Source organism: Micrococcaceae bacterium Sec5.1 (assembly GCA_039636795.1).
GTDB lineage: Bacteria > Actinomycetota > Actinomycetes > Actinomycetales > Micrococcaceae > Arthrobacter.
In genome coordinates this window covers 3619569-3644683 of the sequence record CP143430.1, presented here as the reverse complement: position 1 = coordinate 3644683, position 25115 = coordinate 3619569, and the positions used below count along the sequence as shown (strand labels likewise).

At 62.4% G+C, this 25115-nt stretch carries 23 protein-coding genes; 14 read left to right on the top strand and 9 right to left on the bottom strand.

Annotated features, from left to right (window positions below; genetic code table 11):
- The first annotated feature begins 51 nt into the window (after positions 1–51).
- Complete coding sequence (locus tag VUN82_16590; GenBank protein ID XAS70704.1) at positions 52–600, top strand: DUF4395 domain-containing protein; 549 nt, start codon at positions 52–54, stop codon at positions 598–600.
- Between the two features lie 18 nt (positions 601–618).
- Here VUN82_16590 and VUN82_16585 read toward each other — a convergent pair whose 3' ends face one another.
- On the bottom strand, positions 619–1689 hold the full coding sequence (locus VUN82_16585; protein ID XAS70703.1) for an ADP-ribosylglycohydrolase family protein: 1071 nt from the start codon (positions 1687–1689) through the stop codon (positions 619–621).
- A 104-nt stretch (positions 1690–1793) separates the two neighbouring features.
- Between VUN82_16585 and VUN82_16580 the strand changes: the two genes are divergently transcribed.
- The 6 genes from VUN82_16580 (at position 1794) to VUN82_16555 (ending at position 9300) form a co-directional block, all read left to right on the top strand.
- Complete coding sequence (locus VUN82_16580; GenBank protein ID XAS70702.1) at positions 1794–2150, top strand: DUF202 domain-containing protein; 357 nt, start codon at positions 1794–1796, stop codon at positions 2148–2150.
- A gap of 6 nt (positions 2151–2156) precedes the next feature.
- On the top strand, positions 2157–2531 hold the full coding sequence (locus VUN82_16575; GenBank protein XAS70701.1) for a DUF202 domain-containing protein: 375 nt from the start codon (positions 2157–2159) through the stop codon (positions 2529–2531).
- Positions 2532–2630: 99 nt separating this feature from the next.
- The gene (locus VUN82_16570) at positions 2631–3542 is read left to right on the top strand and encodes an aquaporin (protein XAS70700.1); all 912 of its coding nucleotides are present in this window, start codon (positions 2631–2633) and stop codon (positions 3540–3542) included.
- Positions 3543–3613: 71 nt separating this feature from the next.
- The gene (locus VUN82_16565; GenBank protein XAS70699.1) at positions 3614–4789 is read left to right on the top strand and encodes an exonuclease SbcCD subunit D; all 1176 of its coding nucleotides are present in this window, start codon (positions 3614–3616) and stop codon (positions 4787–4789) included.
- A complete protein-coding gene (locus VUN82_16560; protein ID XAS70698.1) occupies positions 4786–7794 on the top strand; it encodes an SMC family ATPase in 3009 nt (1002 codons plus the stop codon). The genes VUN82_16565 and VUN82_16560 overlap by 4 nt, the downstream gene beginning before the upstream one ends.
- An 87-nt stretch (positions 7795–7881) precedes the next feature.
- The gene (locus VUN82_16555) at positions 7882–9300 is read left to right on the top strand and encodes an MFS transporter (GenBank protein ID XAS70697.1); all 1419 of its coding nucleotides are present in this window, start codon (positions 7882–7884) and stop codon (positions 9298–9300) included.
- Here VUN82_16555 and VUN82_16550 read toward each other — a convergent pair whose 3' ends face one another.
- Positions 9301–10314 carry a helix-turn-helix domain-containing protein gene (locus VUN82_16550; protein ID XAS70696.1) on the bottom strand — a complete coding sequence of 338 codons (1014 nt, stop codon included), beginning with the start codon at positions 10312–10314 and terminating at the stop codon, positions 9301–9303.
- A gap of 236 nt (positions 10315–10550) precedes the next feature.
- Here VUN82_16550 and VUN82_16545 point away from each other — a divergent pair, with 236 nt between their 5' ends.
- Entirely contained in the window at positions 10551–12026 is a 1476-nt protein-coding gene (locus VUN82_16545; protein ID XAS70695.1) for an APC family permease, read from the top strand.
- Between the two features lie 88 nt (positions 12027–12114).
- Here the strand turns inward: VUN82_16545 and VUN82_16540 are convergent, their stop codons facing one another.
- The gene (locus VUN82_16540) at positions 12115–12861 is read right to left on the bottom strand and encodes an IclR family transcriptional regulator (protein XAS70694.1); all 747 of its coding nucleotides are present in this window, start codon (positions 12859–12861) and stop codon (positions 12115–12117) included.
- Positions 12862–13110: 249 nt separating this feature from the next.
- Here VUN82_16540 and VUN82_16535 point away from each other — a divergent pair, with 249 nt between their 5' ends.
- Positions 13111–14445 (top strand): MFS transporter, encoded by a 1335-nt coding sequence (locus tag VUN82_16535; protein XAS70693.1) that lies wholly within the window; start codon positions 13111–13113, stop codon positions 14443–14445.
- 84 nt (positions 14446–14529) lie between these two features.
- On the opposite strand, the gene VUN82_16530 is transcribed toward VUN82_16535, so the two are convergent.
- Entirely contained in the window at positions 14530–15213 is a 684-nt protein-coding gene (locus VUN82_16530; GenBank protein XAS70692.1) for a phosphoribosyltransferase family protein, read from the bottom strand.
- A 69-nt stretch (positions 15214–15282) separates the two neighbouring features.
- On the opposite strand from VUN82_16530, the gene VUN82_16525 reads away from it, so the two are divergent.
- Entirely contained in the window at positions 15283–15696 is a 414-nt protein-coding gene (locus VUN82_16525; protein ID XAS70691.1) for a MarR family transcriptional regulator, read from the top strand.
- Between the two features lie 18 nt (positions 15697–15714).
- Here the strand turns inward: VUN82_16525 and VUN82_16520 are convergent, their stop codons facing one another.
- From VUN82_16520 to VUN82_16500, 5 genes are all read right to left on the bottom strand, one after another.
- Positions 15715–16545 carry an alpha/beta fold hydrolase gene (locus VUN82_16520; protein ID XAS70690.1) on the bottom strand — a complete coding sequence of 277 codons (831 nt, stop codon included), beginning with the start codon at positions 16543–16545 and terminating at the stop codon, positions 15715–15717.
- A gap of 1 nt (position 16546) precedes the next feature.
- Positions 16547–16876 carry a biotin/lipoyl-containing protein gene (locus VUN82_16515; GenBank protein ID XAS70689.1) on the bottom strand — a complete coding sequence of 110 codons (330 nt, stop codon included), beginning with the start codon at positions 16874–16876 and terminating at the stop codon, positions 16547–16549.
- On the bottom strand, positions 16869–17921 hold the full coding sequence (locus VUN82_16510) for an alpha-ketoacid dehydrogenase subunit beta (GenBank protein ID XAS74717.1): 1053 nt from the start codon (positions 17919–17921) through the stop codon (positions 16869–16871). The genes VUN82_16515 and VUN82_16510 overlap by 8 nt, the downstream gene beginning before the upstream one ends.
- A gap of 40 nt (positions 17922–17961) precedes the next feature.
- Positions 17962–19014 carry a thiamine pyrophosphate-dependent enzyme gene (locus VUN82_16505; protein ID XAS70688.1) on the bottom strand — a complete coding sequence of 351 codons (1053 nt, stop codon included), beginning with the start codon at positions 19012–19014 and terminating at the stop codon, positions 17962–17964.
- Positions 19015–19152: 138 nt separating this feature from the next.
- On the bottom strand, positions 19153–20538 hold the full coding sequence (locus tag VUN82_16500) for an amino acid permease (protein ID XAS70687.1): 1386 nt from the start codon (positions 20536–20538) through the stop codon (positions 19153–19155).
- Positions 20539–20714: 176 nt separating this feature from the next.
- On the opposite strand from VUN82_16500, the gene VUN82_16495 reads away from it, so the two are divergent.
- The 4 genes from VUN82_16495 (at position 20715) to nadB (ending at position 25115) form a co-directional block, all read left to right on the top strand.
- Positions 20715–21188: an Lrp/AsnC ligand binding domain-containing protein gene (locus tag VUN82_16495; protein XAS70686.1), complete on the top strand. Its 474-nt coding sequence runs from the start codon at positions 20715–20717 to the stop codon at positions 21186–21188.
- 112 nt (positions 21189–21300) lie between these two features.
- Complete coding sequence (locus tag VUN82_16490) at positions 21301–22020, top strand: NUDIX domain-containing protein (protein ID XAS70685.1); 720 nt, start codon at positions 21301–21303, stop codon at positions 22018–22020.
- The gene (gene nadA / locus VUN82_16485) at positions 22017–23324 is read left to right on the top strand and encodes a quinolinate synthase NadA (GenBank protein ID XAS70684.1); all 1308 of its coding nucleotides are present in this window, start codon (positions 22017–22019) and stop codon (positions 23322–23324) included. Before VUN82_16490 ends, nadA begins: the two co-directional genes overlap by 4 nt.
- 45 nt (positions 23325–23369) lie before the next feature.
- Positions 23370–25115: an L-aspartate oxidase gene (gene nadB / locus VUN82_16480; protein ID XAS70683.1), complete on the top strand. Its 1746-nt coding sequence runs from the start codon at positions 23370–23372 to the stop codon at positions 25113–25115.

Sequence of the window (25115 nt, the reverse complement as noted above, 5' to 3'; positions counted from 1 at the left end):
AGTGCGAAACAATGCTTCCAGTCCGGGGAGCCGCGCTCCTAGCCTTGGTGCATGACCAAGGACAACCTGTCCCAGTCATCGGCACGCCAAGCCGTTGGCCCAGGGAAAGCCGGCGTTGATTGGCGCGTCGTGTTCGCCTTTCCCAACCCGGTCAATGAATACGCGGCCCGGATCACGGCCGGGCTGGTTGTGCTGCTGGCTGTCGCAACCTTGCTGACAGGCTCGGCCCTGGGACTGCTCGCTGTGGCAATCGGCTTCTGGCTCCGCGTCCTTTTCGGCCCTCGGATTTCGCCGCTCGCCTTGCTCTCCGTCAAGGTTCTTGCGCCGCGGATCGGACACGCCAAGCTGGTGGCCGGTCCTCCCAAGCGCTTCGCGCAAGGCATCGGAGCCGCTTTGAGCAGTGCCGCCGTCGTACTGTATTTCACAGGGTTCCAGCCTGCTGCCTGGATCCTTCTCGCGCTGTTGATCGTGGCGGCGTCGCTTGAGGCGTTCGTGGGCTTTTGCCTGGGTTGCGCGATCTTTGGAATCCTCCAGCGTCGCGGACTGATTCCCGCGGAGGTTTGCGAAGCCTGCGAAAATATCGCCCTGCGTCGTACCTGACTTCATTGGCTGGCCTGATCAGCCTGTGGTGACAGCAAGCAGCCTATCCGCCATGCCGCGAATGACCTCCGTGCCTTCCAGCGCCCCGAGCCATTGGCCAGGAAGGCACGCTTCGCCGTAGTAGGCGCCCAGTATGTTTCCCGCGATGGAACCAGTGGAATCGCTGTCCCCACTGTGGTTGATGGCCACCGCGACAGCCTTGCGGAAATGTTCCGTCGGCTCACTCCCTTGCGTGGACAGGACGGCATAAAGCCCGACGGCGAGTGCCTCCTCCGCCACCCAGCCCTCACCCAGCGTGGTTACGAGTTTTTCGGGACTGAGGGGAGTGGGCTCCAATGACAACCTCAATGCCGCTTCCAAACGCTCAGACAGTTCGGGAGCTTTGGTGGGCACGCCGCTCACGTAGTCCAGGGCGGCCCTAGCTGCCGTACGGATGCCGTTGCCGGCCACAATATTGTGGATCAACAAGCTGAAGGCAGCAGCGCTCAACCGCGCTGACGCGTGTCCATGCGTCAACGATGCAGCATCTGAACTGAGTTTGTAGACGGCTTCACGGGAGATATGGGGCACGAGTCCAAAGGGTGCTGAACGCATGACAGTGCCGCAACCCTTGGAATCGGGATTGACTGGCCTGGCTACTGTGCCCATGTCTCCTGAGGCCAATCCGCTGAGGCACGTGTTTCCCGGGGCCCGACGATGGCGCAGGACTTCCTGGCCATCAATCCACCGCGGTTGTGGAACGGGAGCGGAAGGGGAAACGGCGACGTCCTGGGTTGCGAGCCAGCGAAGGTAGGCCAGCCAAAGGCAGGCGATCTCGTCGGCCGCGACACCGTCATTGGCCCATTCGAGGGCGTCCACCAGCCCATCCACTGTGTACAGCGTCATTTGCGTGTCGTCCGAAAACTGGCCGACGGCGTCGAGCTGGTCAAAGGACGTGAGCCCGGCGGAACCGTAACGGGCACGAATTGCATCAAGCCGGTCGAACTCCACTGCGTAGCCAAGGGAGTCACCCAACGCCCCTCCCAGCAGCGTCCCGTGGACGCGGGATTCAAACGACGGGGCGGCGGGGGAGGGCGCTTCAAAACTCATGCCATCAACTTACCGCGCCCTGCTACATGGGTACGCAACCGATGTGAACGGCCGCTGATATGGTGGGGAGGCTGCCCAGCACTAGGAAAACTTGGAGAGACGACGTGCGTGAACCGGCTTGGCGACGAACAGGCAAGACACCTGACTACAGGTTCTCCTTGGCGAACGAACGCACCTTCCTTGCCTGGATCCGTACTTCTTTGGCATTGCTGGCAGGGTCTATTGCCATTGATCAGTTGGCTCCGAACATTGCCCCGCAGCCTGTAAGGATCGTCCTCTGTGTCCTCCTGTCCCTTATCGGAGCAGGCCTGGCTGCGCTGTCCTACCGCAGGTGGGGGCAGATGGAAGCTGCCATGCGCAACGACGAAGCCTTGCCGTTCTCCTGGGTCATGCTGCTCATGACGATCGTGGTGGCCGTGGCGGCATGCGCTTTCGCCGTGTTGATTTTGGTGGCGCGATGACCAGGCTTGCGCGATGAGCAGGCGGGCCAGTTGACCATGGACGTCCGTGATCCTGGCCTTCAGCCTGAACGGACCACATTGGCTTGGCGGCGCACCCTCATTTCGCTCGTGGTGGTGGACCTGTTCATCTGGCGCAGTTGGCTTACCTCCGAGCCCTCCACCGGCCGTGTGATTGCGGGCCTTCCGGGGCTGGATTATCAAGGTATCTGCGCCCTCATGGCTGCTGCCGCCACCATTGTCCTGGCTTGTGTCGTGTGGGTCCGCTCACGGCAGCTTCATGCTGGAAACGAAGCAGCTTCGGCACGACTCATCTTTGTCAGCACCCTTGCCGTGATAGGGCTGGGCGGAACGGCGATCGCCGCCATCGCCTTGGGCGGCTAAGCTCGGATCGAGACTCAGCAGGGACTCAGCAACTGTTCAGACTCAACTGGCAGGATGCTCAAGGGCCGTCCCTAAACCAATCGTAAGGAACCATTCGACATGACCTCTCCTATGCAAACCACGACCGACCACGAACCGGGGCTGTTCGCGCGGCTGTCGGCTGAAGCCGTCGGTTCGATGTTTGTAGTGCTCGTGGCCGTGGGTGTGTCGATCTTCTCGAACCCTTCCTCAGCGCCCCTACCCGCAGCCCTTGCGACCGGCCTGACAGTGACAGTTGCCATGCTTGCGTTCGGTCATGTTTCCGGCGGTCACTTCAATCCAATAATCACGTTGGGCAACCTGATTGCCGGCCGTATCCGCGCGGTGGCGGCTGTTGCCTACCTTGCGGCTCAAATCATCGGCAGCGTGATCGGCGCAGCTCTGGCCTACGTAGTGGTTCTCACGGTTCCGGTCTTGACGGATGCGCGGGCGGCCTTCGGCTCTGTGGCAGCGGGTTATGGCGAGCATGCTGCTGCCCAAACCCAGATGGCAGGGGTCTTGATCGTTGAGGTTGTTGGCTCCGCCTTGCTGGTTGCGGTATTCCTTGGAGCGACTGCCGGACGCCGTGCCTTTCCTGCCGTGGCTCCCTTTGCTGTAGGCCTTTGCGTCGCCGTGTTGCTGCAGTTTGGCCAGGTCCTTGGCAACCTTCCGTTTAATCCCGCACGCGCAACTGCGCTGGCTTTCTTCAGCCCTTCCTGGGCCTTGGGTGGATTGTGGCTCTTCTGGGTTGCTCCACTCATGGGGGCCGCACTGGCCGGACTGGCCTTCCGTGGCTTTGGCTACGCCTCCGCGGATTCCAACGTCGCAGATGACGTGCCGTTGACGTCAGTCCCAACCAGCGAGGATGAGCACCTGGATGTGGATGACACAGACGATTTCCGGGCAGAGGCAGAGGAAGTGGAGACCAGCACCGTTCGGAAAGAAGCTGCCGCAGATGACGCACGCGACTTCTTTGACGGAAAGAAGGGCTAGCAGCGGGACAGGATCGACGCCGGACGGCCTGTCTGCGCTTTTTTGTCGGTGCCCCCAGTTAGCTTGAAAATATGCGGTTACTCCATACCTCCGATTGGCATCTCGGTCGGTCATTCCACGGCGTTGGCATGCTTGAAGCCCAGCGCGGTTTTGTGGACCAGCTCGTGTCCTTCGTAGAAGCGAAGTCTGTAGACGTCGTCCTCATCGCGGGTGACGTCTATGATCGCGCCCTGCCTGGACTCGATGTCGTCAAACTTCTCGACGACGCCTTGGTCCGTATTACCCAAGCCGGGGCCACCGTAGTGCTCACCAGCGGCAACCACGATTCCGCCATTCGGCTGGGATTCGCGTCCCGCTTGCTCGAACGTGGCGGCGTTCACCTCAGGACAAGGGTGGAGGACCTGGACGTTCCCGTGCTCGTTCCCTTCGGAAAAGATGGGGAGGGCAGCGCCACACTTGCGATCTATGGGATTCCCTACTTGGAACCGCGGCTTGTCGCGGAGCGGCTGGAAGTGGAGACCGCGAGTCATTACGAGGTCACCCGTGAAGCGACCGATCGGATTCGGCGGGACCTCCAGGACCGCCGTGCATCAGGCGCAGTGCATCCGGTGGTCCTTGCACACACTTTTGCCAGTGGAGGTATCACTTCTGACAGTGAACGGGACTTGAGCATCGGAGGGTTGGGCGCAGTGCCCCTGGATCTCTTCGAGGATTTTGCCTACACCGCACTTGGTCACTTGCACGGCCGGCAGGAACTTGCCCCGAATGTCCGCTACTCCGGCTCCCCACTGGCTTATTCGTTCTCCGAAGCAAAACATTGCAAGGGCGGTTGGTTGGTTGATATCGATGCCGATGGAAGCATCGGTGTCCAGGAAGTTCTTTGGGAAGCTGCCAGGAGCCTGGGCGTGTTGAGAGGCAAGCTGAACGATCTCCTTGAATCAGACGAGCACGCCTGGGCTGAAGCTGCCTATTGCCAAATCACCCTCACGGATGCCGAGCGGCCCGCCCAGGCTATGGAGCAGCTCCGAACCCGTTTTCCTGACACCTTGGTTCTGTCCTTCGACCCCGAGGGTGCTGGGACCAAAGACAAGGTCAGTTACAGCAGCAGGCTCGCTGCCGCCCAGGACGACCTCGAGGTCTGCTGCGGATTCCTGGAACACGTTCGGGAGCGCAGTCCCGGAGCTGCGGAAGAGGCTGCCCTGCGCGCCGCCCTCGAGGCCGTGCGCCTGGAGGAGGCTGAACTGTGAGGATCCATCGACTCGAAATTGAGGCTTTCGGGCCCTTTGCCACTGCGCAGCACATTGATTTTGATCAACTCAGTGCACAGGGGTTGTTTCTGCTCAACGGCGCCACCGGGGCTGGCAAGACCAGCATCCTCGACGCCATCTGTTTCGCCCTCTATGGCTCCGTTCCGGGTGCACGCCAGGAAGGTAAGCGCCTCCGCAGCGATCATGCGGCGCCAGGTGCCGAACCGCGTGTGGTGTGCGAATTTTCGGCCCGGGGCAGGCGCTTTGAAGTCAGCCGTTCCCCTGCATGGGAACGCCCCAGCACCCGCGGTCGGAACGGCTTCACTACCCAACAAGCCAAGACACTGCTCCGCGAGTGGGTTTCGGGGGTCTGGGAGGAAAAATCTTCGCGTAATGACGAAGTAGGCGCCGAGCTTTCCGAGCTTTTGGGTATGGACCGGGACCAGTTCACGCGCGTTGTGATGCTTCCCCAAGGTGACTTTGCCGCGTTCCTGCGCTCCAAAGCCAATGATCGGCTCGAGCTCCTCCAAAAACTCTTTGGGACGCAGCGATTCGAGTCCGTGGAGAAGCAAATTGCGCGGCAGGCGGCCGAAGCTTCGCGCGCTGTGCAGGACAATGCTGCTGAACTTAAGATGCTGCTTGGCAGGGCAGCCGCGGAACGGGAGCAGCTTGGCCTTTCCGATGCGCTGGCAAATGTAGAGACAGCTGTCGAGGCGCCTGAGGCATGGCTCGCGGCCTTGGAGATGGAGTTGCTGGAAGAAGGTGGGCGACGTAAAGACGAGGCCACCGCAGCTGATGCCCGAGCCATACGGCTTGCGGAACAACTTCAGGAGGACCAGGAGAAGGCCCAACGGCATGCCAGGCTTGCTGCTGGGATGCAGCGGCGGGTCCTGCATGAACTAGCTGCTGCGCGGGCACTGGAAAACAAGGAAAAGCTCGGAGGACATCGCCGTGCGGCTGTCCTTGGGGGACAACTGGACGCCTTGGACGCCACGGAGCGTAAGTACCGGTCTGCCTTGGCGGATAGAGACAGATCCCGGGAGCAGCTTGAATCCCAGGGCCTGGACGCGGCACATCCTGTTGCTGCGCTGGAGACAGTAAAGACCACCCTTGCCGTCCTGGAAGCCCGCCTTCCAGATGAGCGGCGCATGGAGGACGTGGCCACCCGGCTCGCAGCCAAACGAAAAGAGCACTCCAGCCATCTGGCGGCCGCCGAAGCAGCAGCAGAATCCCTGCAACGCCTTCGAGCCGAGGAAACAGCGGTGAAGGCCGGGATGGAAGACCTGGAACCCTCAGCTGCCCGCGTCGATGACATGGAACGGGAGGCGGCCGCTGCGGCCGAACTAGTGTCGGTTGTGTCCCGTCATGAAGCTGCCGCCGCCGAGTCGAAGGATCTCACTGAGCGCCACGCCCGTGCTCGCAACAAAATGCAGGACCTCAGGCAAGCGTGGCTTGATGTGAGGGAGGCACGCTTGGCCAATGCGGCCGGTGAGCTCGCGGCAGCCCTTGTGCCTGGACAGCCCTGTGCCGTTTGTGGCAGCAACGAGCACCCAAATCCCGCCGCCGCAGCTCGTTCGGCACTTTCCATCGCCCAGGAAGAGGAAGAAGCCAGCAAACTATTTGAGGCCAGCGAGAAGGCGCTGGGACGCATCGCGGAAGAGGTATCTAGAGCCGCACAGTTGCTGGCAGGCCTGGCTGCCCAGGGTGGCTCCGCAGATCCAGAAGAATGCGCCGCCCGCTTGCTCGCATCCGAAGCTGCGGCGATCGAAGCCCGAAAGGCCTCAGGCGCGTTGGATAAGCTCCGCAAACGGCATGAGGATCTCAACAAACGCATTACCCTCCTGCAGGAGGATCATACCGGGTCAACGAATGCCGCTTTGCAAGCAAGCTCTGCTGTCGAGTTACTCCAGGAGCAGTACCTTGCGCTTGAAGAGGAGCTAGCAGGCCTGAGGCAGGGCTTCGCCAGCCTTCGTGAGCGGGCAGAAGCTCTCACGTCCCAGCGGGTGCTGCTTCAGGCTGCTGTGGATGCCGCGAACGAACTCGAACGTGCCGGGGCTGCGCGCCTGGAGGCGCTCGCTGCGCTGGAAAGGGCCCTGCCCGGGTCCGGTTTTTCATCAATCGAAGATGTGCGTCGCCAGCTCATGTCACCCGCGGATGTTGTGGCATTGGAGAAAGCCCTCGCGGATTTCGAGGCCGAAGCTGCCCGACTGGATGAACTGTTTGCCGGCGAGGAACTCGTCATGGCAACGAAGGAAGTCAGCATCGGCGAACTTCCCCTTCCGGAGGACGAAATCAGGGTCGCCAAGACTGAGGCTGCCCACGCCATGGAAGCAGCCAAGGCATTGGCGCTTTCCGCGGGGCTCGCGAGCAAAGCTGTCCGGTCTCTGCAGAAGATCCGCGCTGAGTATCAAAACACTGCCGAGGCAGGAAGGGAACCGCGCGAGTATGCCAACGTGTTGGGTGGGCTGGCGGACACGCTTCGTGGCGCAGGAGATAACAACTACCGCATGAGCTTGAACAGCTATGTCCTGGCTGCTCGGCTGGAGCAAGTGGCCATCGCAGCTTCGGAGAGGCTCGTCGCCATGAGCGATGGTCGCTACACCTTGCAACACACTGACGCCCGGGCTGCACGCAACCAGAAATCCGGTCTCGGACTGGAAGTGGTGGATGAATGGACGGGCCAGCGCCGTGACACGTCCACGCTCTCCGGCGGAGAGTCCTTCATGGCCTCCTTGTCATTGGCCCTTGGCCTGGCTGATGTTGTACAGCAGGAGGCCGGTGGAGTGGACATTGAAACGCTCTTTGTCGATGAAGGGTTTGGAAGCCTGGACGAGCAAGCCTTGGAACAGGTGATGGATGCCTTGGAGGGTTTGCGCGACGGCGGCAGGGTTGTCGGGCTGGTCAGCCACGTGGCAGAAATGAAGCAGCGCATCAGCAGCCAGTTGCACGTGGTCAAAGGCCGCCATGGTTCCACGGTGGTTATTGCCGAAGCAATGCCTGCCTGAGACCGCATCCGATAGACTTGATCTGTTACACCGGGTCGCGCGCATCGGGAGGAGGGACGATGCGCAGACTTTAGCGAACCCGGAACAATGGAAAAATCTTCTTTGGCCTCCAAGCCACTGCCTTCGCAATTGACCACCACCTCGTCCACGCATCGATCCCGCCTGCCGGGGAGGTTCGCGCGGCTGCCTGAGCTCGCCGGGCCGGGGTTCCTGCCCCTCGGCCTCTTCGCACGACTCCCGTTGGCAATGCTTACCGTGGGTACACTGACCCTGGTCACAGCTGTGAGTCATTCCTACGCAATCGGTGGGATGGCCTCCGGAGCAGTGGGTATCGGTTCGGCCGTCGGAGCTCCCGTCCTCGGCTCGCTGGCCGATCGCGCCGGCCAACGCATCGTTTTGCTTGTCGCGGCAGTTGTTAACACCCTGGCCGTCCTCGGCCTTCTCGCCGCGGCCTACGTGACCCCAAGTTATGTCTCCGTGCTCGACGCTACGGGAGTGCTCGTCGCAGGTTTCCTCGCCGGGGCGAGCTGCCCGCAGGTCGGCCCCATGGCCCGTGTTCGCTGGATGGCGCTGACCACCCGGAATCTGTCATCAGTCCATAAGGCCGCTGTTTCCACGGAAGAGATTCCTGCAGCAGAATCATCAGTGGCAAGGAGCGGAGGCCGGAGCGTCGCGGCCAGCCGTGCCGATCTGGACACAGCGCTTTCCTACGAGGGCACTGCTGACGAGGTTACTTTCGTGCTCGGACCTGCCTTGGTTGGAATCCTGGCCAGCCTCATTGCTCCTTGGCTGCCCCTCGCCTTGGCAGCGATCATGACTATCACGCTTGTACCCGCCTTCGCCGTCCACCCCAGCCAGCAGGCCGTGGTGCCGGTACCGCGTAAGGCTGCTGCCGCCGTCGTGGGTAGTTTCAGTGAACCCGCAGCAAAGCGGGGGAGCCGCTGGGCGGGCGCGGTCGTGGCTGTGCCGGTTGTGGCAATGGTGTGCATGGGCACCTTTTTTGGTGCTACGCAGAATGCCCTGAGCGCCTTTTCTGCCCAGTACGCTACAGCGGAAATTGCTGGCCTCCTCTACTCCGTGATGGGTTTGAGTTCAGCCGTGGCGGCGCTATCCGTTGCGTTCTGGTCGCAGCGCTTTAGTCTTGCCGCCCGGTGGGTTGCTGCGGCCCTTGCGATGTCATTGTTCGCCTTGCTGCTGTTGGTTCCGGCTGGCATCTGGCCCATGGTGTTCGTGCTGCTGTTGCTGGGAATCCCGGTGGGGCCGGTCATGGTCACGGTGTTCAGCATCGGTGGCGTGGTGGCCCCTGCTGGCCGCATGGCTACGGTGATGACAGCCTTGGCCAGTGGGATCGTGGCAGGCACGGCGCTCGGTTCCTATCTTGCAGGGCAGTTGGCGCAGACCCAGGGTCCCAGTGCAGCCTTCGTTGTATCCATGGCTGCCGCAGCGGGCTTGTTGGTGCTGGGAGTTCTGACTTATCTGGTCATGAAGCGTCGACCTCAGGCGTAGTCAAATGCCCGACGTCGGCCCTTTGGTTCCCGGCGAAGGTTCCCTCAAGTGGCTGTTGCGGTAGCCGGTGGGGGAGTTGCCGAATGCAGCCCGGAAGATCCGGCTGAAGTGGGCTGCGTCAGTGAATCCCCATCGCGCCGCAATGGCGGCGACGGGCCGGTCTGCCAGGACGGGGTCCAGGAGGTCGCGCCTGCAGCGTTCGAGCCTGCGCTGCCGGATGGACGCTGCCACGGTGGTGCCGATCTCCTGGAAAAGATCGTGCAGGTGCCGTGTGGAGACGTAGTGGGCGGCGGCTATGGTTCCAGGGGAAAGCTCGGGGTCGCCCAGATTGGCCTCGATGTAGTCATGGATCCGACCCAGCAGGAGGAGGTGGGGATCGCGGCCTGTCTCGATGAGCTGGTCCAGTTCCCCGTTGAACAGGGTAGTGACCAGGTCCAATGCGTTATGGACAAGGCGGAGGCCGTTCGCCCCTGAAAGGGCTTCGAGGTTATCGGCCAGTCTTACCAGGAAAGGGCTGATGAGTTCGCCGAGACCTTCGTCGCCTGGAATCCGCAGGGCTGTCACGTGGCCCATGGCTTCGGCCGGTAAGTCGAGGAGGACGTGTGGGAACATCAGCACCAAAGTGCGGAAGTCGTCGTCGAACGTTAATTGGTAAGGGCGGGAGGTGTCGTAGATGGCGAGGTCCCCGGGACCGAGCACCGCTTCGCGTTCGTCCTGAACCAGGCGGCCAGAGCCGGAGAGCTGGATGCTGAGCTTGAAGAAGCGTCCGATGGACTTGGCGATCAGCTCAGGCGTTCGCAGGACCGTATGGGGGCCAGCCGTTATTTCGACCACCGAAATTTGACCCAGGACCCGGGCCCGCATGGTCCCGTGGAAGGGAGCGTCTTTGGCGTGTTCAGGGGCTTTGGCCAGTAACGGCACGAAGGATGCTGAGATGGCGCGGCTCCATTCCTGGAACGAATCCGCCACCACGGTGTGCACGGTTGCGGGGCCGGTATCAGCCGCGACGGTCATCAAATTCCCTTTCAATGCCCGCCGTACCTGATGGCGCCGGTACAGAATGCCACCAGCGCGGACGTGAGCTTGCCCACGATTCTACACCGGGGGACTTTACGCGGGCTGTGCTTGCGTGCACCGACAAACACCTTGCCGTGTGAGACAAGTCACGCAGTGCCCCGGCGGAGGAAGATTGCGGAATGACCGACACCGTGCCGCGCAATCTCCGTCCGGCACCGAGGCAGGAGCACACTATGAGCGTGGATAACCCCGTCAAGGGCAAGATAGCTGGGGGCGCAGACACCAGGAGGCGTCTGGGCGTCCCGGCCGTGACCTTCATGATTATTGCGGCTTCCGCGCCGCTGACCGTCCTCGCGGGCGGGGTGACCACCACTTTCGCTGTCACAGGGGTAACAGGTGTCCCGCTTTCGTTCTTGATTCTCGGCGGGATCCTGGCACTCTTCGCGGTCGGGTACGCGGCCATGAGCCGTTACGTCACCAACGCCGGTGCCTTCTACGCCTACATTGCCCAAGGCATATCCAGGCCGGCGGGTGTGGGGGCCTCGCTGGTCGCCTTGATGGCCTACAACCTTATGCAGGTAGGCATCTATGGGCTCTTCGGCTTTACCGTTTCCTCACTGCTCTCGGCAAGGCTGGGCATGAGCGTTCCCTGGTGGATCCCAGTGCTGGTCTGCATCGCGATTGTCGGCTGGTTGGGCGTTAACCGGGTGGATCTCTCGGCAAAGGTGCTGGGTGTCCTGGTGGCCCTGGAATTCCTGGTGGTCATCGCCTATGACCTCATCAGCCTTGCCGTGGCACCCGAAGGAGTCTCTGCAGCCTCCTTCAGCCCCGAAAGCCTGTTCGTCCCCGGAATCGGCGCAGTCCTTTCCTTCGGAATCGCCGCTTTCATGGGCTTTGAATCCGCAGCCATCTATGGGGAAGAGTCAAAAGATCCCAAGCGCACTGTTGCCCGCGCCACGTTCGCAGCGGTTGCCATCATCGCCCTCTTCTATGCCGCCTCAGCCTGGGCGATGACCGTAGGCGCAGGCCCATCCGCAGTCATCGAAACAGCCACCAACAGTGGTCCGGACATGATCTTCGCCTTCCTGGGTACCAACGGAGGCATGCTCTTGAGCGATATAGCGCAGATCCTGTTCGTGACCAGCCTTTTCGCTGCCTTGGTCAGCTTCCACAACGCTGTAGCGCGATACTTCTTCTCGCTCGGCCGGGAGCGCGTCATCCCGCCGTTCTTCGCAGCTGTCCGCAGAGGGAGTGGAGCTCCCTTCGCGGGGTCGCTGGCGCAAACGGTAATTGCCGTCGTCGTGACTGTTGCCTTCGCCATCGCGGGATCGGGCTCTGAGCTTGGTGAACTGTATCCCGTGCTGACCATGTTTGCCTGGCTGACCAACAGCGGCGCCATGGGGCTGGTCCTGCTCATGACCGTAGTGTCCGTCGCCGTGATTGGCTTCTTCCGCCGGAAGCGGCATGGTGCCAGCCTGTGGGTACGCGTTGTGGCGCCTGGCCTTGGCTTCGTGCTCCTGGCGGTAGTGTTTGTGCTCATCCTCGCCAACTTCAACGTCCTTCTCGGCCAGACGGAATCGACGGCGGCAACTTTCGTCCTGCCGCTCGTGGTACTGCTGCCGGGGCTCATGGGAATCGCGTGGGGGCTGCGCCTGCGGCGCTCGCAGCCCGGACTCTATGCCCGGATCGGCCACGGCTCGGAAGACTGAAGCCGCCTCGAACGCGGAAGCACTGCACGAAAGAAAGCCCCGGCGGGTGCCGGGGCTTTCTTCGTGTTGAGTATGGGGTTCCCGCGATTCAGGCCAACTGGCTCTCGATCCGCATAGCGCTCGCAGCCAACTCCTTACCTACGGCGTCAGCGTCCTGGTCGAGGCGGATATAGACGACGGCGATAGCGGCCGGCCTTCCGCCCGGGACATGGATGGGAGCGGCGATCGATGACAATCCAGCGATGACTTCGTCGTGGCTGGTGGCGTAGCCGGCGCGCCGGGCTTCGTGCGCTTCGGCGCGGTAGGGGATTCCTGCTCCTACTTGGTGCCAGCGGTCCTCGGTCATGGTCGATTGGATGGCGATACCGGGTGCGCCAATGCCGATGGGGTGGCGGCTTCCCGGATGTTGGGCGAGTGCGGCGCCCGAGTGGCGCGGTTCCACGGTGACCAACGTAACGCATTCCTGATGGTCCCAAACAGCCAGGAATGCGGTCATGTGCAGGGTGTTCGCCAGTTGGGTGAGCTCGGGCAGAGCAGCTGTTTGCAGGTTGCGCGAGACGCCACGTGCCAGCACCGCCAGTCCGGGGCCCGGCTGGACGCGGCCTGAATCGTCCCTGATCAGCAGCGAGTGGTCCTCCAGCGTTCGGAGGATGCGGTAGGCAACGGAGCGGTGCACCCCCAGTGCCTCGGCGAGTTCGGCAATGCTGAGCGGGCGTTCGGCTTCGGCCAGGATCTCAAGTGCGCGGATTCCCCGTGAAAGGGTTTGCGACGGCGGGGCCTGGCTTGCTGCTTCCTGCGGACTTTTGACGTCGCTGCGGGGACTCATGCGAACCATCCTATGTTGGCGCCTGAAGGCGCGGGGGCGGACAACTCTTGTGTTGCGCGTCTCACCAAGATATCGTTCCATATACGAATCGGCTATTCAACTATGGAACAGAGTGGATCTCGATGCCTCACACTCCTCGTTGTGCCGATGCAAATGCTGTGTGCTGGGTCACTGCATGTAGTACGATTTCCTAACTGACCGTTCTGTCGGTTAATGCACGTCACGCGCCGACCAGTCACCCTCACCCCTGGAGTTCCAATGACCGCAACCTCCACAGTCGACTCTGCGTCGGGCCCAAGCAGTAAGCGCGAAGAGCGCCGGGTCCTGGCAGGAACCCTGGTTGGCACCACAATCGAGTGGTACGACTTCTTCATCTTTGCCCAGCTCACGGCAACGCTGTTGTCGCCGCTGTTCCTGACTCCGCTGGAAAAATCGAATCCAGGAGTGGCGCAAATTCTGTCCTTCGCCACCATCGGCATCAGCTTTCTCTTCCGGCCACTGGGGGCCTTTGTTGCCGGCCACCTCGGCGACAGGTTGGGACGCAAGGCAGTCCTGGTCATGACACTTGTCATGATGGGGGCGGCGACCGCCCTGATCGGCGTGCTGCCTACCTACGGGACAATCGGGCTTTGGGCTCCCATTCTGCTGATCACCCTGCGGGTGGTCCAGGGCTTCTCGGCCGGTGGCGAGTGGGGTGGTGCCGCTCTGATGGCTGTGGAGCACGCTCCGATCACCAAGCGCGGACTCTTCGGCGCATACCCGCAGATCGGCGTGCCCATCGGCATGATCCTGGCAACCGGTCTCCTGTTCTTCCTGCAGTCGGGCATGTCGAAGGAAGACTTTGCCGCCTGGGGTTGGCGGGTGCCGTTCCTGCTCTCCGTGGTCCTGATCGTGGTGGGCTACCTCATCCGCCGCGCAGTCGGGGAAAGCCCGGTCTTCAAGGAGATCGCGCAGCGCAAGGCGGAAAGCAAGGCGCCCCTGAGTGAGCTGTTCCGGAACAACAAGAAGGAGGTAATCCTCGCGGCACTTATCTTCATCGCCAACAACGCCGCAGGCTACCTGTTGATCGCCTTCTTTATCTCCTATGCCACCAAGTCGCTGAAGATGCCGGCGCCGCAGATCCTCCTCGCCACCACGGTTGCTTCCTTCGGGTGGCTCATCTTCACTATGGTGGGAGGCTGGCTTTCGGACAAGATTGGCCGCGTAAAGACCTTCCTGCTCGGTTACGGCCTGGTGTTCGCGTGGATGATCCCCATGTTTGCTTTGATCGATTCCAGGGACATCGTGCTCTACGGAACAGCTTTGTTCGTCCTCACCATTGGGCTTGGCTTGTCCTATGGGCCCATGTCAGCCATGTACGCCGAGATGTTCCCCGCAAACGTCCGCTACTCGGGAATCTCCATCGGCTACGCCTTGGGTGCCATTCTCGGAGGTGCCTTCGCCCCGTTGATTGCCCAGGCTTTGTTGGACGCCACCAAGTGGTCCGGATCAGTCGGCCTGTACATCATGGGCCTGTGCATCATCTCAGCCGTGGGCGTGATTCTTGCCAAGGAAACCAAGGGCCGTCCCCTCGGCTTCAGCGTTCACCACTAGGCCAGCGACAGATCCATCCGTAATAAATTGATTCGCCGGGCGGGCGCGGTTGTGACACCGGGCCCGCCTCGGGCATTATAACCGCTATTTCGCCCTCGGAGCCTCAGCGCCGTCGAGCTGCGCCACGACGTCGGCGTCCGTCAACTGTTCAAAACGCTCGTAAAACGAGCCAACAGCATGGAATTTACCCGGCGTGTGCAGTGACATCATGAAGTCGCAGACCCGTGCCAAGGATGTTGCGGCTTCCAGCGAAGCCACGGGCACGGCGGCGACCACTGTTCGGGCACCCGATGCCCGCACGGCCTCCACGGCAGCACGCATGGTGGCTCCGGTGGCAAGGCCATCGTCCACCAGAATGACAGTCATACCTCGAAGGTCGTTCTCGATTCCTGGGTATTGCCTTGCGCGCCGAAGCAGTTCGGCGCGTTCATGTGCTTCGACTGCATCCAACGCGGCTTGGCTGATGCCTTGGGCGAGGACATGTTCCTTGAGCGGCTTGTTGACGATGCGGACGACGTCTCCCTGGCACCACGCCAATGCGCCATAGGCAGTCTCCTCGCGCCCGGGTATCCCCAGTTTGCGGACCAAGATGGTACCAAAGGGCAGATACAACGCCGAGGCGGCGGCCACGGCCAGGGGGACACCTCCGCGGGCGAGGCCAAGGACGATCGTGTCCGGCCGTTCCCTGAACTGGGGGAGTCCTTCGGCCAGGCGCCGCCCGGCTTCCGCCCGGTCCTTGAAACGCATGCCCATTTGCCCCACTTCCACGTAATTTGGCTGCTTCCAGCCTACCGTTCAAAGCTTGCCGGTTAAGGCATCCGCTGGAAGCATGGGCTTGTGAACAAGCCCATTGGATATTGGATCAAGAGGCTCGACGCCGCCCTGGAACTCCAACTCGATGCCACGCTGGCCCGGGTCAAGCTGAGCCGGCGGCAGTGGCAGGCCCTGGGCACTCTGGCCGAGGGAACGGTTCGTCCTGATGAGCTGGATGAGATCCTGCGCCCGTTCTGGGGCGATGACACACGACTGCGGGAGCGTGAGCTTGCCTCGTTGGTGGGCAGGGGCATGATCACCATGATTGATGACCGCCTGGCGCTCAGCGAGCTCGGCCGGGAGAAATACCACGAGGCCCTCCGCTATGTGGAAGCCGCCCGCCAGGACCTTTCCATGGGCATAGGAATCGATGAATATGCCATGGCATTGAGCGTCCTGGAGCGAATGAGCCTTAACGCGGAGCGGTTGAGCCGTTAGCGCCGCTGGCGCACATCGCTACACGCCAAGGAATTCGATGGCAGCGTCCTTGAAAGCCCTGCTTGTGATTACGTTCGTGTGGGTGCGTCCCGGGACCACGAGGGTCTCTACCAGCGCCCCCCGCTTGCCGGCGAGGTGCGCAAGTTCCGGCATGGTGGCCGCACGATCATCTTTTTCGCCGGCAACCAAGAGGATAGGTACGTGCGGTGCAGCCTCGGCAGGATCGAACGGTTCACCCTTGATGGCCTCGATGAGCGACAGCATGGCAAACAGGTCATTGCTGGGCAGCAACTGTGCCATCTTCAGCAAGCCGGCGGTGGACTGGTCCTCAATGGGTGTGCCATCGGCCAAGTGCCGCTGTGCTGCGACGAGGTCGAAGGCTGCCAACGGATCTGCTGAACTCGGTCCGCCCAGGACGATCCGGTGAACCAGGTCCGGCTGGGTTGCGGCGAACTCCCAAGCCAACCGGGATCCCAAGGAGTAGCCCACGATGTCCAGTCCCGTGGAAGGATCGCCGTCGCGCAACGGACGCGCCCCGGCGTCCGTGACAATCTGGAGGAGGTCCGCACGGATCCGGCTGGGCGTGTACGAGTCCAGATCCTCGGGGGAGTGGCTCTGACCGTGGCCGGGAAGGTCCACCGTAATCACCCGGCGGCCAGCCTCCTGGAGGGTGGTGATCCAGCCGCTGTCGGCCCAGTTCAGTTTGCTCGAGGACGAAAAGCCATGGATCAGCAGGATGGGGCGGAGGCCGGCGTCGGTGGCTGGTTCATGGACTTCCACGAACAATTCGGGGTCTGTGCCCTCCACTGTGTGCCTGTGCTGTTCCACGGTGTGCCTGCCGGTCATCATGTCAGTCCTCATCGAGTACGGCGCTCAGGCGGACCCGGCGCTTGGGTGCTTCGTCCTTCGGAACCGTGCCCACGATCCCGGCGGTGTCATCCGGTACCTCGAACACGATCAGCGGTTCGCCGACGTTGATGGTGTCGCCCGGCGCCCCGTGAATACGCACCACTTTACCCGCCTGCGGGCTGGGCAATTCGAGGGCGGACTTGCTGGTTTCCAGCTCCACGATGGGCTGGTTGCGCTCCACCTGCTGGCCCGGTGATACGAGCCAATCCAGGACGGTCGCGTCGATGAGGCCTTCGCCCAGATCGGGGAGCGGGAAGGAAAGTTCAGCCACGGCGGTACTCCAGTACGCGTTGGATCCCAAAGAGGATGCGGTCGATGTTGGGAATGTATTCGTCCTCCAGGTCGCCGGAGGGATAGGGCACGTCGAAGCCGGTCACGCGCTCCACGGGCGCCTTCAGCGTTTGGAAGCAATGCTGCGTGATCAGTTGGGCGACCTCGGCGCCAAGGCCTGAGGTCAAGGGGGCTTCGTGGACGACGACGGCGCGCCGCGTCTTTCCCACGGACTTCGCCAGAGCTTCGGCGTCGATTGGTTTCAGCCAACGCAGGTCCAGGACTTCGACGTCGATGCCATCTTCCGATGCAAGCTCGGCAACCTGAAGACACCGTGCAACCATGGCGCCCCAGGCGACGAGTGTCAGGTGGCGCCCTTCCCTGGCAACCCGAGCGCCGGTGAGGCGGCCGCCGTCGTCCATGCCGGCGTCGGGCAATGCCTGATCCTGAAGTGCCTGACCGGGAGCCGCAGTGCGGACATCTACCGGACCCTTCTGCCAGTAGCGGGATTTCGGTTCCATGAAGATGACAGGATCCGGCCGCGTGGCTGCGTACTTGAGGAGGTGATACGCGTCGTGCGGGCTTGAGGGGGAAACGACTTTCAGGCCGGGGACGTGTGCAAACAGAGCTTCAAGGCTTTCGCCGTGGTGTTCCGGAGCGCGGATTCCGCCGAAGCTGGGAACCCTGAGCGTGATTGGCATCGGGAGTGTGCCACGGCTGCGGTAGTTCATCCGGGCGATTTGGCACACGATCTGGTTGATGGCCGGGTAGGCGAAGCCGTCGAACTGTACTTCAGGGATGGGGTGGAAGCCTGCCATGGCCAGTCCAACTGACATGCCCAGGATTGCGGACTCGGCCAGTGGGGTGTCGAAGACCCGTTCTTCGCCGTGCTTGGCCTGCAGCCCGTCGGTAATCCGGAAAACGCCGCCCAGACGGCCGCAGTCTTCGCCGAAGATGACCGTTTTGGGATTGTCGGCCAGGATCTCGTCAAGCGCGCGGTTCAGCGCCTGCTGCATGGACAGCTGCAGGACGGGTTCCGCCTCCATTGTGGCGGACCCGGGAGCGAACGATAGTGCCGTGGCTGTGTCAGACATGTTCGGACTCCTTGCGCCATGCAGTGGCCTGGGATTGAAGGGTGGGCGTTGGTTCCTGGAAGACGAGGCTGAACATCTCGGCACCGGGACGGGGCGCAAGGGCTTCGATGCCGCCGCGGATGGCTTCCTCTTCCTCCTGGGCCCGCTGCTGTGCCAGGGCGAAGAAGGCGTCATCGGCAATGCCGTCGTCGAGGAGGCGCTGCTTGAAGCGCTCAAGGGGATCCTCGCCCGCACTGAGCCGTTCCTCTTCCAGGGTGCGGTAACGCCCGGGGTCGTCCGCCGTGGAGTGGGGCCCACGGCGGTAGGTCATGGCTTCAATGACGACAGGACCGTTGCCGGCGCGGCAATGGGCAAAAGCCGAACGTGTTGCCTCGTAGACTGCGACGACGTCGTTGCCGTCCACTTGCAGCGAAGGAATCCCGTATCCGGCTGCGCGCGCAGCGACTGAGCCGCCGGCAACCTGGCGCTCTGTGGGCACGGAGATTGCCCAGCCGTTGTTCTGGATGAAGAAGACCACTGGCGCCTTCATCACAGCAGCAAAGTTCATCGCCTCGTGGACATCGCCCTGGGAGGATGCGCCGTCGCCGAAGTATGTCATGGCAACGCCGCGTTCGCCGTCGGGCTTTCCGGAGAGGGTTTGGCCGTGGGCCCAGCCAACAGCATGCAATACCGATCCGGCCACAACGGCCTGGATGGGGGCGAAGCGGGATTCCAGCGGGTTGTACATTCCGCCATGCCACGTGGCTTTGTGCGTGGACATGTAGCCCACCATGTCCAAGCCCATGGCCCGGGCCACACCCATCTCGCGATATGTGGGAAACACGAAGTCGCGGGTCCGGTCAACGGCATATCCGCTGCCTACCTGCGCGGCTTCCTGGCCCAGCTGGGGCGCATAGCCGGGAATGATGCCTTGGCGCTGCCAGGCAACGGCCGCGGTGTCCAGGTGACGGACGGAGGCCATCAGGGAGTAGAGCTCACGCAGTTGTTCGTGCGTAAGCGGAGCCGCATCCTCATCGACGGCGCCGAGCACGGGTTTGGTAGTCATGGCTGTGACCCTAGTCACCAGCGAGGGGCGTGCGCAATCAGCTAAGTTTCGACGAAACACTTTGTACAATTTGGATACGGAAAGAGGTCCTGCGCAAAACAAACTGCGCAGGACCTCTTGGTTTCAATAAGCAGGCGGCTACTTGGTATGCAGTGGCTGCTTACCGGCCTTCGACTTGGCGTTGAGGAAGCATCCAGCGGCGATAACCAGGATCAGGATGAACGTACCGATCAGCTGGCCGGCGCTCTCAGGGTTGGCAAAGCCCACCACGAGGATGATGCCCAGCAGGACGATTCCAACGACCGTGAGGACCGGGAAGCCCTTCATGCGCAGCGGCAATTCGGTTCCCTCGCGGTCGGCCCTGCGGCGCAGGATGAACTGGGAGACCAATGCGGTGCCCCACACCACCAGGCACGTGGAGCCCACGAGGTTCAGGAGCGCCGGCAGTACGTGCTCGGGGAAGAGCAGTTCCAGGACGGTTGCGATGAAGCCGAAAGCAACGGAAATCCCGACGGCGGCCACCGGCACCTTGGAGTCGCTCAGCTTGGACAGGAAGCCCGGAGCCTCGCCGCGCTCTGAGAGGGAGAAGATCATCCTTGAAGCGCCGTACAAGTTGGCGTTCAGGGCGGAAAGCAGGGCAACTACGGCCACCAGTGTGATGGCAGCGCCGGCACCAGGGATACCCGCAAGGTCCAGTACGCCCGCGAACGGGGACTTCAGTCCTTCTGAACCAACGGGAAGAGCTGCTGCGATGACGAAAACGGAGCCGATGTAGAAGACCAGGATGCGCCAAACCACAGTCCGGATGGCCTTGCCGACGCTGTGCGCCGGGTTCTCGGTTTCAGCAGCAGCGACACTGACGATTTCCGTTCCGCCGAACGCGAAGATCACCACGAACAAAGCAGCGGCGATGCCGCCGATTCCGTTGGGGGCGAAGTCCCCGAAGGCCGACAGGCCAGGCGAGGCAACGTTGGGCAGCCAGCCGAACAGCAGGGCGGCGCCGATAAGGAGGAAGATGACGATTGCCGCGACTTTCAGAATCGCGAACCAGAATTCGAACTCGCCAAAGTTGCGGACGCCCACGAGGTTGATGCCGGTGAATGCCACCATGAACACCAGGGCGAGCACCCACACCGGAATCACAGGCCACACGGTGAAGAGCAGGCCTGCCGCGCCAAGTGCTTCCGCTGCGATGACGACCACCAACTGCAGCCACCAGAGCCAGCCAATGGTGCCGCCAGCGGTCTTGCCCATGGCTTTTTCGGCGTAGACGGAGAAGGCTCCGCTGTTGGGGTTGGCGGCAGCCATCTCGCCCAGGGCCCACATGACCAGGATGATCAGGGTTCCCGCCACGAGGTAGGAGATCAGGACCGCCGGGCCGGCGGCCTGGATGCCTGCGCCGGAGCCGAGGAAGAGGCCTGCGCCGATGGCGCTTCCGAGCCCCATCATGGTGAGTTGGCGTGGCTTGAGTGAATGGCCAAGTCCGGATGTTGGGGCAGGAGCCGCGATGGACTTCGTTGTCATACGTGTCTACCTTCTATGGATTTCATACTCGGTTTAGCGAGCTGGCCTCTTGGGCTGAGCAAGCTGGGCGTCGACGACGCAGCAAGAGCCGTGGAATAATTCTCGCAGTTTGTAAGATACATCACTTTTTGCTGTGGCGATGTGATGGGTAAGAATCCCCGGGGACAGGAACTTTGATGCTGGTCGATGCGCTTGATGCAAAAATTGTACGTTTCTTCACGGATTCGCCGAGGTCCTCTGTGTTGGAGGCGTCCCGCGTGCTGAGGGTTGCCAGGGCTACGGTGCAGTCCCGGATTGACCGAATGATCGAAAACGGAGTGATCGGCTCCTGGGTCCCACAACCGGATCCGGCCAACTTCGGGTTCCCCGTAGTGGCGTTCTGTTCGGTCACCATTACCCAGGAGATCGGTCACGACGCCATTATCCAAAGCCTTAGCGCCATCCCGGAGATCATTGAAGTGCACACCGTGACGGGAAATTCCGATCTGATGGTTCGCATCGCAGCGCGTTCAAATCCTGACATGCAGCGGGTCCTGGACGCGATGATCGCCACCAAATCCGTGGTGCGTTGCTCGTCCGTCATTGTGCTCAACAGCCACATCCAGGGCCGGACCCTGCCACTGATGGAAGCTGCCGCCAAGTCAGTGTGACGCAGGGCATTTTGCCAAGAGGCTGCGGAGTCGTACCATTAGTTCTAGTCAAGATGACTTTAACTAAGATTCCAGTGCGTGGAGGAAGATCTCCAGGCGGCGACGAAGCGAGGTGAACGCCGTGAACCCGATCTCAGCGAACGTTGCTGAACGCCGCTTGGCGCCGCCGTCGTTGGCAATCTCAACGGTGATTTTCGCCCTCCGCCCCAGCGAAACATCCGGCCGCCCTACACTCTGGCTGCCGCTTGTGCGAAGGATCCGCGAGCCCTACAAGGACCTGTGGGCCCTTCCCGGCGGGCCCTTGGCACACGATGAATCCCTCCAGGACGCCGCCTCGCGCAACCTCCGCGAAACCACGGGGCTGGCACCGCAGTACCTGGAGCAGCTCTACGCCTTCGGCGGTCTGCATCGTTCGCCCAGCCAGCGCGTCGTATCGATCGTCTACTGGGCACTCGTCCAGCCAACCGAAGCCGCCCTCGCGGACGAATCGGAAAATGTCCGGTGGTTCCGGGCGGACAGGCTCGGTGAACTCGCCTTCGACCACAACGCGATTGTGGACTACGCACTCTGGCGCCTGCGCAACAAGATGGCCTACGGTTCCATCGCCTACCACCTGCTGGGAGAATTCTTCACTCTCGCGCAAGTCCGTGAAGTCTATGAAGCCGTGCTGGACCGCCAGTTGGATCCGGCAAACTTCCGCCGCCACATCAAAGCCACACCGGACATTGAAGAGACCGGTGAATACCTGCAGGGCGGAAAACACCGTCCGCCACGCCTCTACCGCTTCACCGGCACGCCCGGACTCGGGCCAGATAACAGGAGTACACCATGAGCAGCGTCAACACTGCCGTCCAGCTGATCACACGTGAGGAAGCCGAGAAGGGCCTTTCCCGCGCGGGATCCACCTGCAGCCCGGCCCTGGCCAAGGGGCCTTGGGAGTATGACCTTGCCGAGGCTCTTGCCGGCGCCCCCGCCTACGGACCTGGAGCCTCCAGCAGCGACGTCGCTCCCAAGGAGACGCCACGCCAGGGACAGCTCCCGGACGAGTACAAGCGGGCGACGGATGCCGAACTGGATGCCCGTATCCTGGCTGCGAAAAAGACGCTCGGGGACCGCGCCGTGATCCTGGGCCACTTCTATCAGCGTGACGAAGTCATCCAGTACGCAGATTTCGTGGGTGACTCCTTCCAGCTCGCAAATGCTGCACTGACCAAGCCCGAGGCCGAAGCCATCATCTTCTGTGGCGTCCACTTCATGGCAGAGACTGCGGACATCCTCTCCACGCCGGACCAAGCAGTCATCCTGCCAAACCTCGCAGCCGGCTGCTCCATGGCAGACATGGCTGATGAGGACTCCGTAGAGGAATGCTGGGAACAACTCGAAGAAATCTTCGGCACGGACACCGACGCCCAGGGCCGCGTTCCGGTCATCCCCGTCACCTACATGAACTCCTCCGCGGCACTGAAGGCCTTCTGCGGCCGCAACGGCGGAATTGTCTGCACCTCCTCCAACGCCAAAGTGGTCCTGGAATGGGCTTTCGAGCGGGGGCAGCGAGTTTTGTTCTTCCCCGACCAGCACCTGGGCCGCAACACCGCCAAAGCCTTGGGCGTCCCCTTGGAACAGATGCCCATGTGGAACCCGCGCAAGGAACTGGGCGGCAACGACGAACAGACGCTGCTGGACTCCCGCGTGATCCTCTGGCACGGCTTCTGCTCGGTGCACAAGCGCTTCAACGTGGGCCAGATCGAAAAAGCCCGGCTCGACTTCCCCGGCGTCAACGTGATCGTGCACCCTGAATGCCCCATGGAAGTTGTGGACGCTGCCGATTCTGCAGGGTCCACCGACTTCATCAAGAAGGCCATCGCTGCGGCCACTGAACCAACCACCTTCGCCATCGGTACCGAAATCAACATGGTGAACCGGCTCGCCGCGGAAAACCCACAGCACACCATCTTCTGCCTGGACCCGGTGATCTGCCCCTGCTCCACCATGTACCGCATCCACCCCGGTTACCTCGCCTGGGTGCTTGAGGAACTCGTCGAAGGACGCATCGTCAACCGCATCACTGTGGATGACGCCGTACAGGACAACGCCAAAATTGCGCTGGAGCGCATGCTGGCCGCAAAGCCTGCCTAACCGTTACCCACACCGGTCCTCCGGACGATCCGAATCGAGCCTCACATGACCTCAGGAAGCCTCGCTGAAGGGCACCAGCCAAAGCGGCTGATCGTCGTCGGAAGTGGCATAGCGGGGCTGTACTCAGCCCTGCTGGCCGCCGAAGCCGGAGCCGAAGTGGTGCTGCTCACCAAGGGCGCGCTCGCGGACAGCAATACATACTTGGCCCAGGGCGGCATCTCGGCCGTTCTGGAGGAGCCAGCTCCGCGGGACACCGTTGCTGCCCACATTGCCGATACCCTCAATGCCGGCGCGGGCCACTGCGACGAGGAAGCCGTGCGGGTGCTGTGCACCGAGGCCCGGATGGACATTGCCGGACTTGAGCGCTTCGGCGTCCGTTTCGACCTTGACGACGACGGCGATCCCTCCTTGGGCCTCGAAGCCGCCCACTCTGCCCCGCGTATCCTCCACGCCGGAGGAGACGCAACAGGTGCACGGGTTGCAGCCGCCCTGATCAAGACAGTGCTGGACTTCCAGGCGGCCGGAAAAATCCAAGTGATCGGGCATGCGCAGGTCACCTCACTGTCCCGGAGCGACGGTCGCGTGGTGGGCGTCAACTTCCTCCACGACGGCAGGGAACTTGGCTACTACGCCGACGCCGTGCTCCTCGCAACAGGAGGGGCCGGTCAACTGTTCGCACAAACGACCAATCCGGCAGTCGCCACAGCAGACGGGCTCGCCTTAGCCTGGCGGGCCGGCGCCGCAGTGGCCGACCTCGAATTTTTCCAGTTCCACCCCACGTGCATGGTCCGTACAGGAGATGCCCTTGAAGCCGAAGGCAACACTGACCCCCTGCTCATCTCCGAGGCAGTCCGCGGCGAAGGCGCCATTCTCGTGGACGCCACCGGACGCCGGTTCATGGCCGATTACCACCCGGACGGCGAGCTCGCCCCCAGGGACGTCGTCTCCCGGAGCATAGCCCTGCACCTTGCAGCACTCGGTGACCCCAACGGTTACGTCTTCCTCGATGCAACCGTGATCGAGGAACAGCGTGGAAAGGGCTTCCTCGAGAGGCGCTTCCCCACTATCAGCGAACGCACCCGACAAGCCGGCTTTGACTGGAGCCGTGAGCCTGTGCCCGTCGCTCCAGCGGCGCATTACTGGATGGGTGGGGTGGTGACCGACCTTTACGGCCGGACATCTGTTCCTGGACTGCTGGCTGCTGGCGAGGTTGCTTGTACCGGGGTTCAAGGGGCTAATCGGCTGGCGAGCAACTCTTTGCTCGAAGGACTCGTGTTCGGGCGGCGGGCTGTTTCTGCCTTCCTTGGCGGTGCACACGGTGGGTCGCCTAACGGAGTCCCTCTGCGTGCTAACTCGGCCGCGGGCGGCCTCGCTTTTACGCACGCTGCCGGGACCCCGCCAGACGACGATCGCAGCGGCCTTTTCAACGAAACCGCCCCAGCGACAGCACTTCCAGGCGGGTTTTCGCGGGAGGCACTTCGTCGGTTGATGACTGCTAAGGCCGGGGTCCTGCGGACCGGGGTGCTGTTGGCTGAAGCCGAGGCCGTGCTTGGGAATTGGGCGGGGGAGGGCGATGATCTGCCTCTGAGTGTTCCTGATTCTGCAGATGTTCGCGTGCATGAGGACTCCAATTTGTTGCTTGCGGCGCAGCTGTTGGTCCGGGCGGCGCGGGAGCGGCGGGAATCGCTCGGGGCCCACTACCGCAGTGACGGCGTGAGCGAACCAGCCGCCGTCGACGATTTTGACAAGCGTTACACCATGATCCGGAAAGCGAGCCTCGTCAATGACTGA

What these genes read in the sequence shown, in the direction of transcription:
- VUN82_16590 (XAS70704.1), top strand. Translation starts at nt 52, where the DNA reads ATGACCAAGGACAACCTGTCCCAGTCATCGGCACGCCAAGCCGTTGGC.
- VUN82_16585 (XAS70703.1), bottom strand. Translation starts at nt 1,689, where the DNA reads ATGAGTTTTGAAGCGCCCTCCCCCGCCGCCCCGTCGTTTGAATCCCGC.
- VUN82_16570 (XAS70700.1), top strand. Translation starts at nt 2,631, where the DNA reads ATGACCTCTCCTATGCAAACCACGACCGACCACGAACCGGGGCTGTTC.
- VUN82_16565 (XAS70699.1), top strand. Translation starts at nt 3,614, where the DNA reads ATGCGGTTACTCCATACCTCCGATTGGCATCTCGGTCGGTCATTCCAC.
- VUN82_16555 (XAS70697.1), top strand. Translation starts at nt 7,882, where the DNA reads ATGGAAAAATCTTCTTTGGCCTCCAAGCCACTGCCTTCGCAATTGACC.
- VUN82_16550 (XAS70696.1), bottom strand. Translation starts at nt 10,314, where the DNA reads ATGACCGTCGCGGCTGATACCGGCCCCGCAACCGTGCACACCGTGGTG.
- VUN82_16545 (XAS70695.1), top strand. Translation starts at nt 10,551, where the DNA reads ATGAGCGTGGATAACCCCGTCAAGGGCAAGATAGCTGGGGGCGCAGAC.
- VUN82_16540 (XAS70694.1), bottom strand. Translation starts at nt 12,861, where the DNA reads ATGGTTCGCATGAGTCCCCGCAGCGACGTCAAAAGTCCGCAGGAAGCA.
- VUN82_16535 (XAS70693.1), top strand. Translation starts at nt 13,111, where the DNA reads ATGACCGCAACCTCCACAGTCGACTCTGCGTCGGGCCCAAGCAGTAAG.
- VUN82_16520 (XAS70690.1), bottom strand. Translation starts at nt 16,545, where the DNA reads ATGATGACCGGCAGGCACACCGTGGAACAGCACAGGCACACAGTGGAG.
- VUN82_16510 (XAS74717.1), bottom strand. Translation starts at nt 17,921, where the DNA reads ATGGAGGCGGAACCCGTCCTGCAGCTGTCCATGCAGCAGGCGCTGAAC.
- VUN82_16505 (XAS70688.1), bottom strand. Translation starts at nt 19,014, where the DNA reads ATGACTACCAAACCCGTGCTCGGCGCCGTCGATGAGGATGCGGCTCCG.
- VUN82_16500 (XAS70687.1), bottom strand. Translation starts at nt 20,538, where the DNA reads ATGACAACGAAGTCCATCGCGGCTCCTGCCCCAACATCCGGACTTGGC.
- VUN82_16495 (XAS70686.1), top strand. Translation starts at nt 20,715, where the DNA reads ATGCTGGTCGATGCGCTTGATGCAAAAATTGTACGTTTCTTCACGGAT.
- nadA (XAS70684.1), top strand. Translation starts at nt 22,017, where the DNA reads ATGAGCAGCGTCAACACTGCCGTCCAGCTGATCACACGTGAGGAAGCC.
- nadB (XAS70683.1), top strand. Translation starts at nt 23,370, where the DNA reads ATGACCTCAGGAAGCCTCGCTGAAGGGCACCAGCCAAAGCGGCTGATC.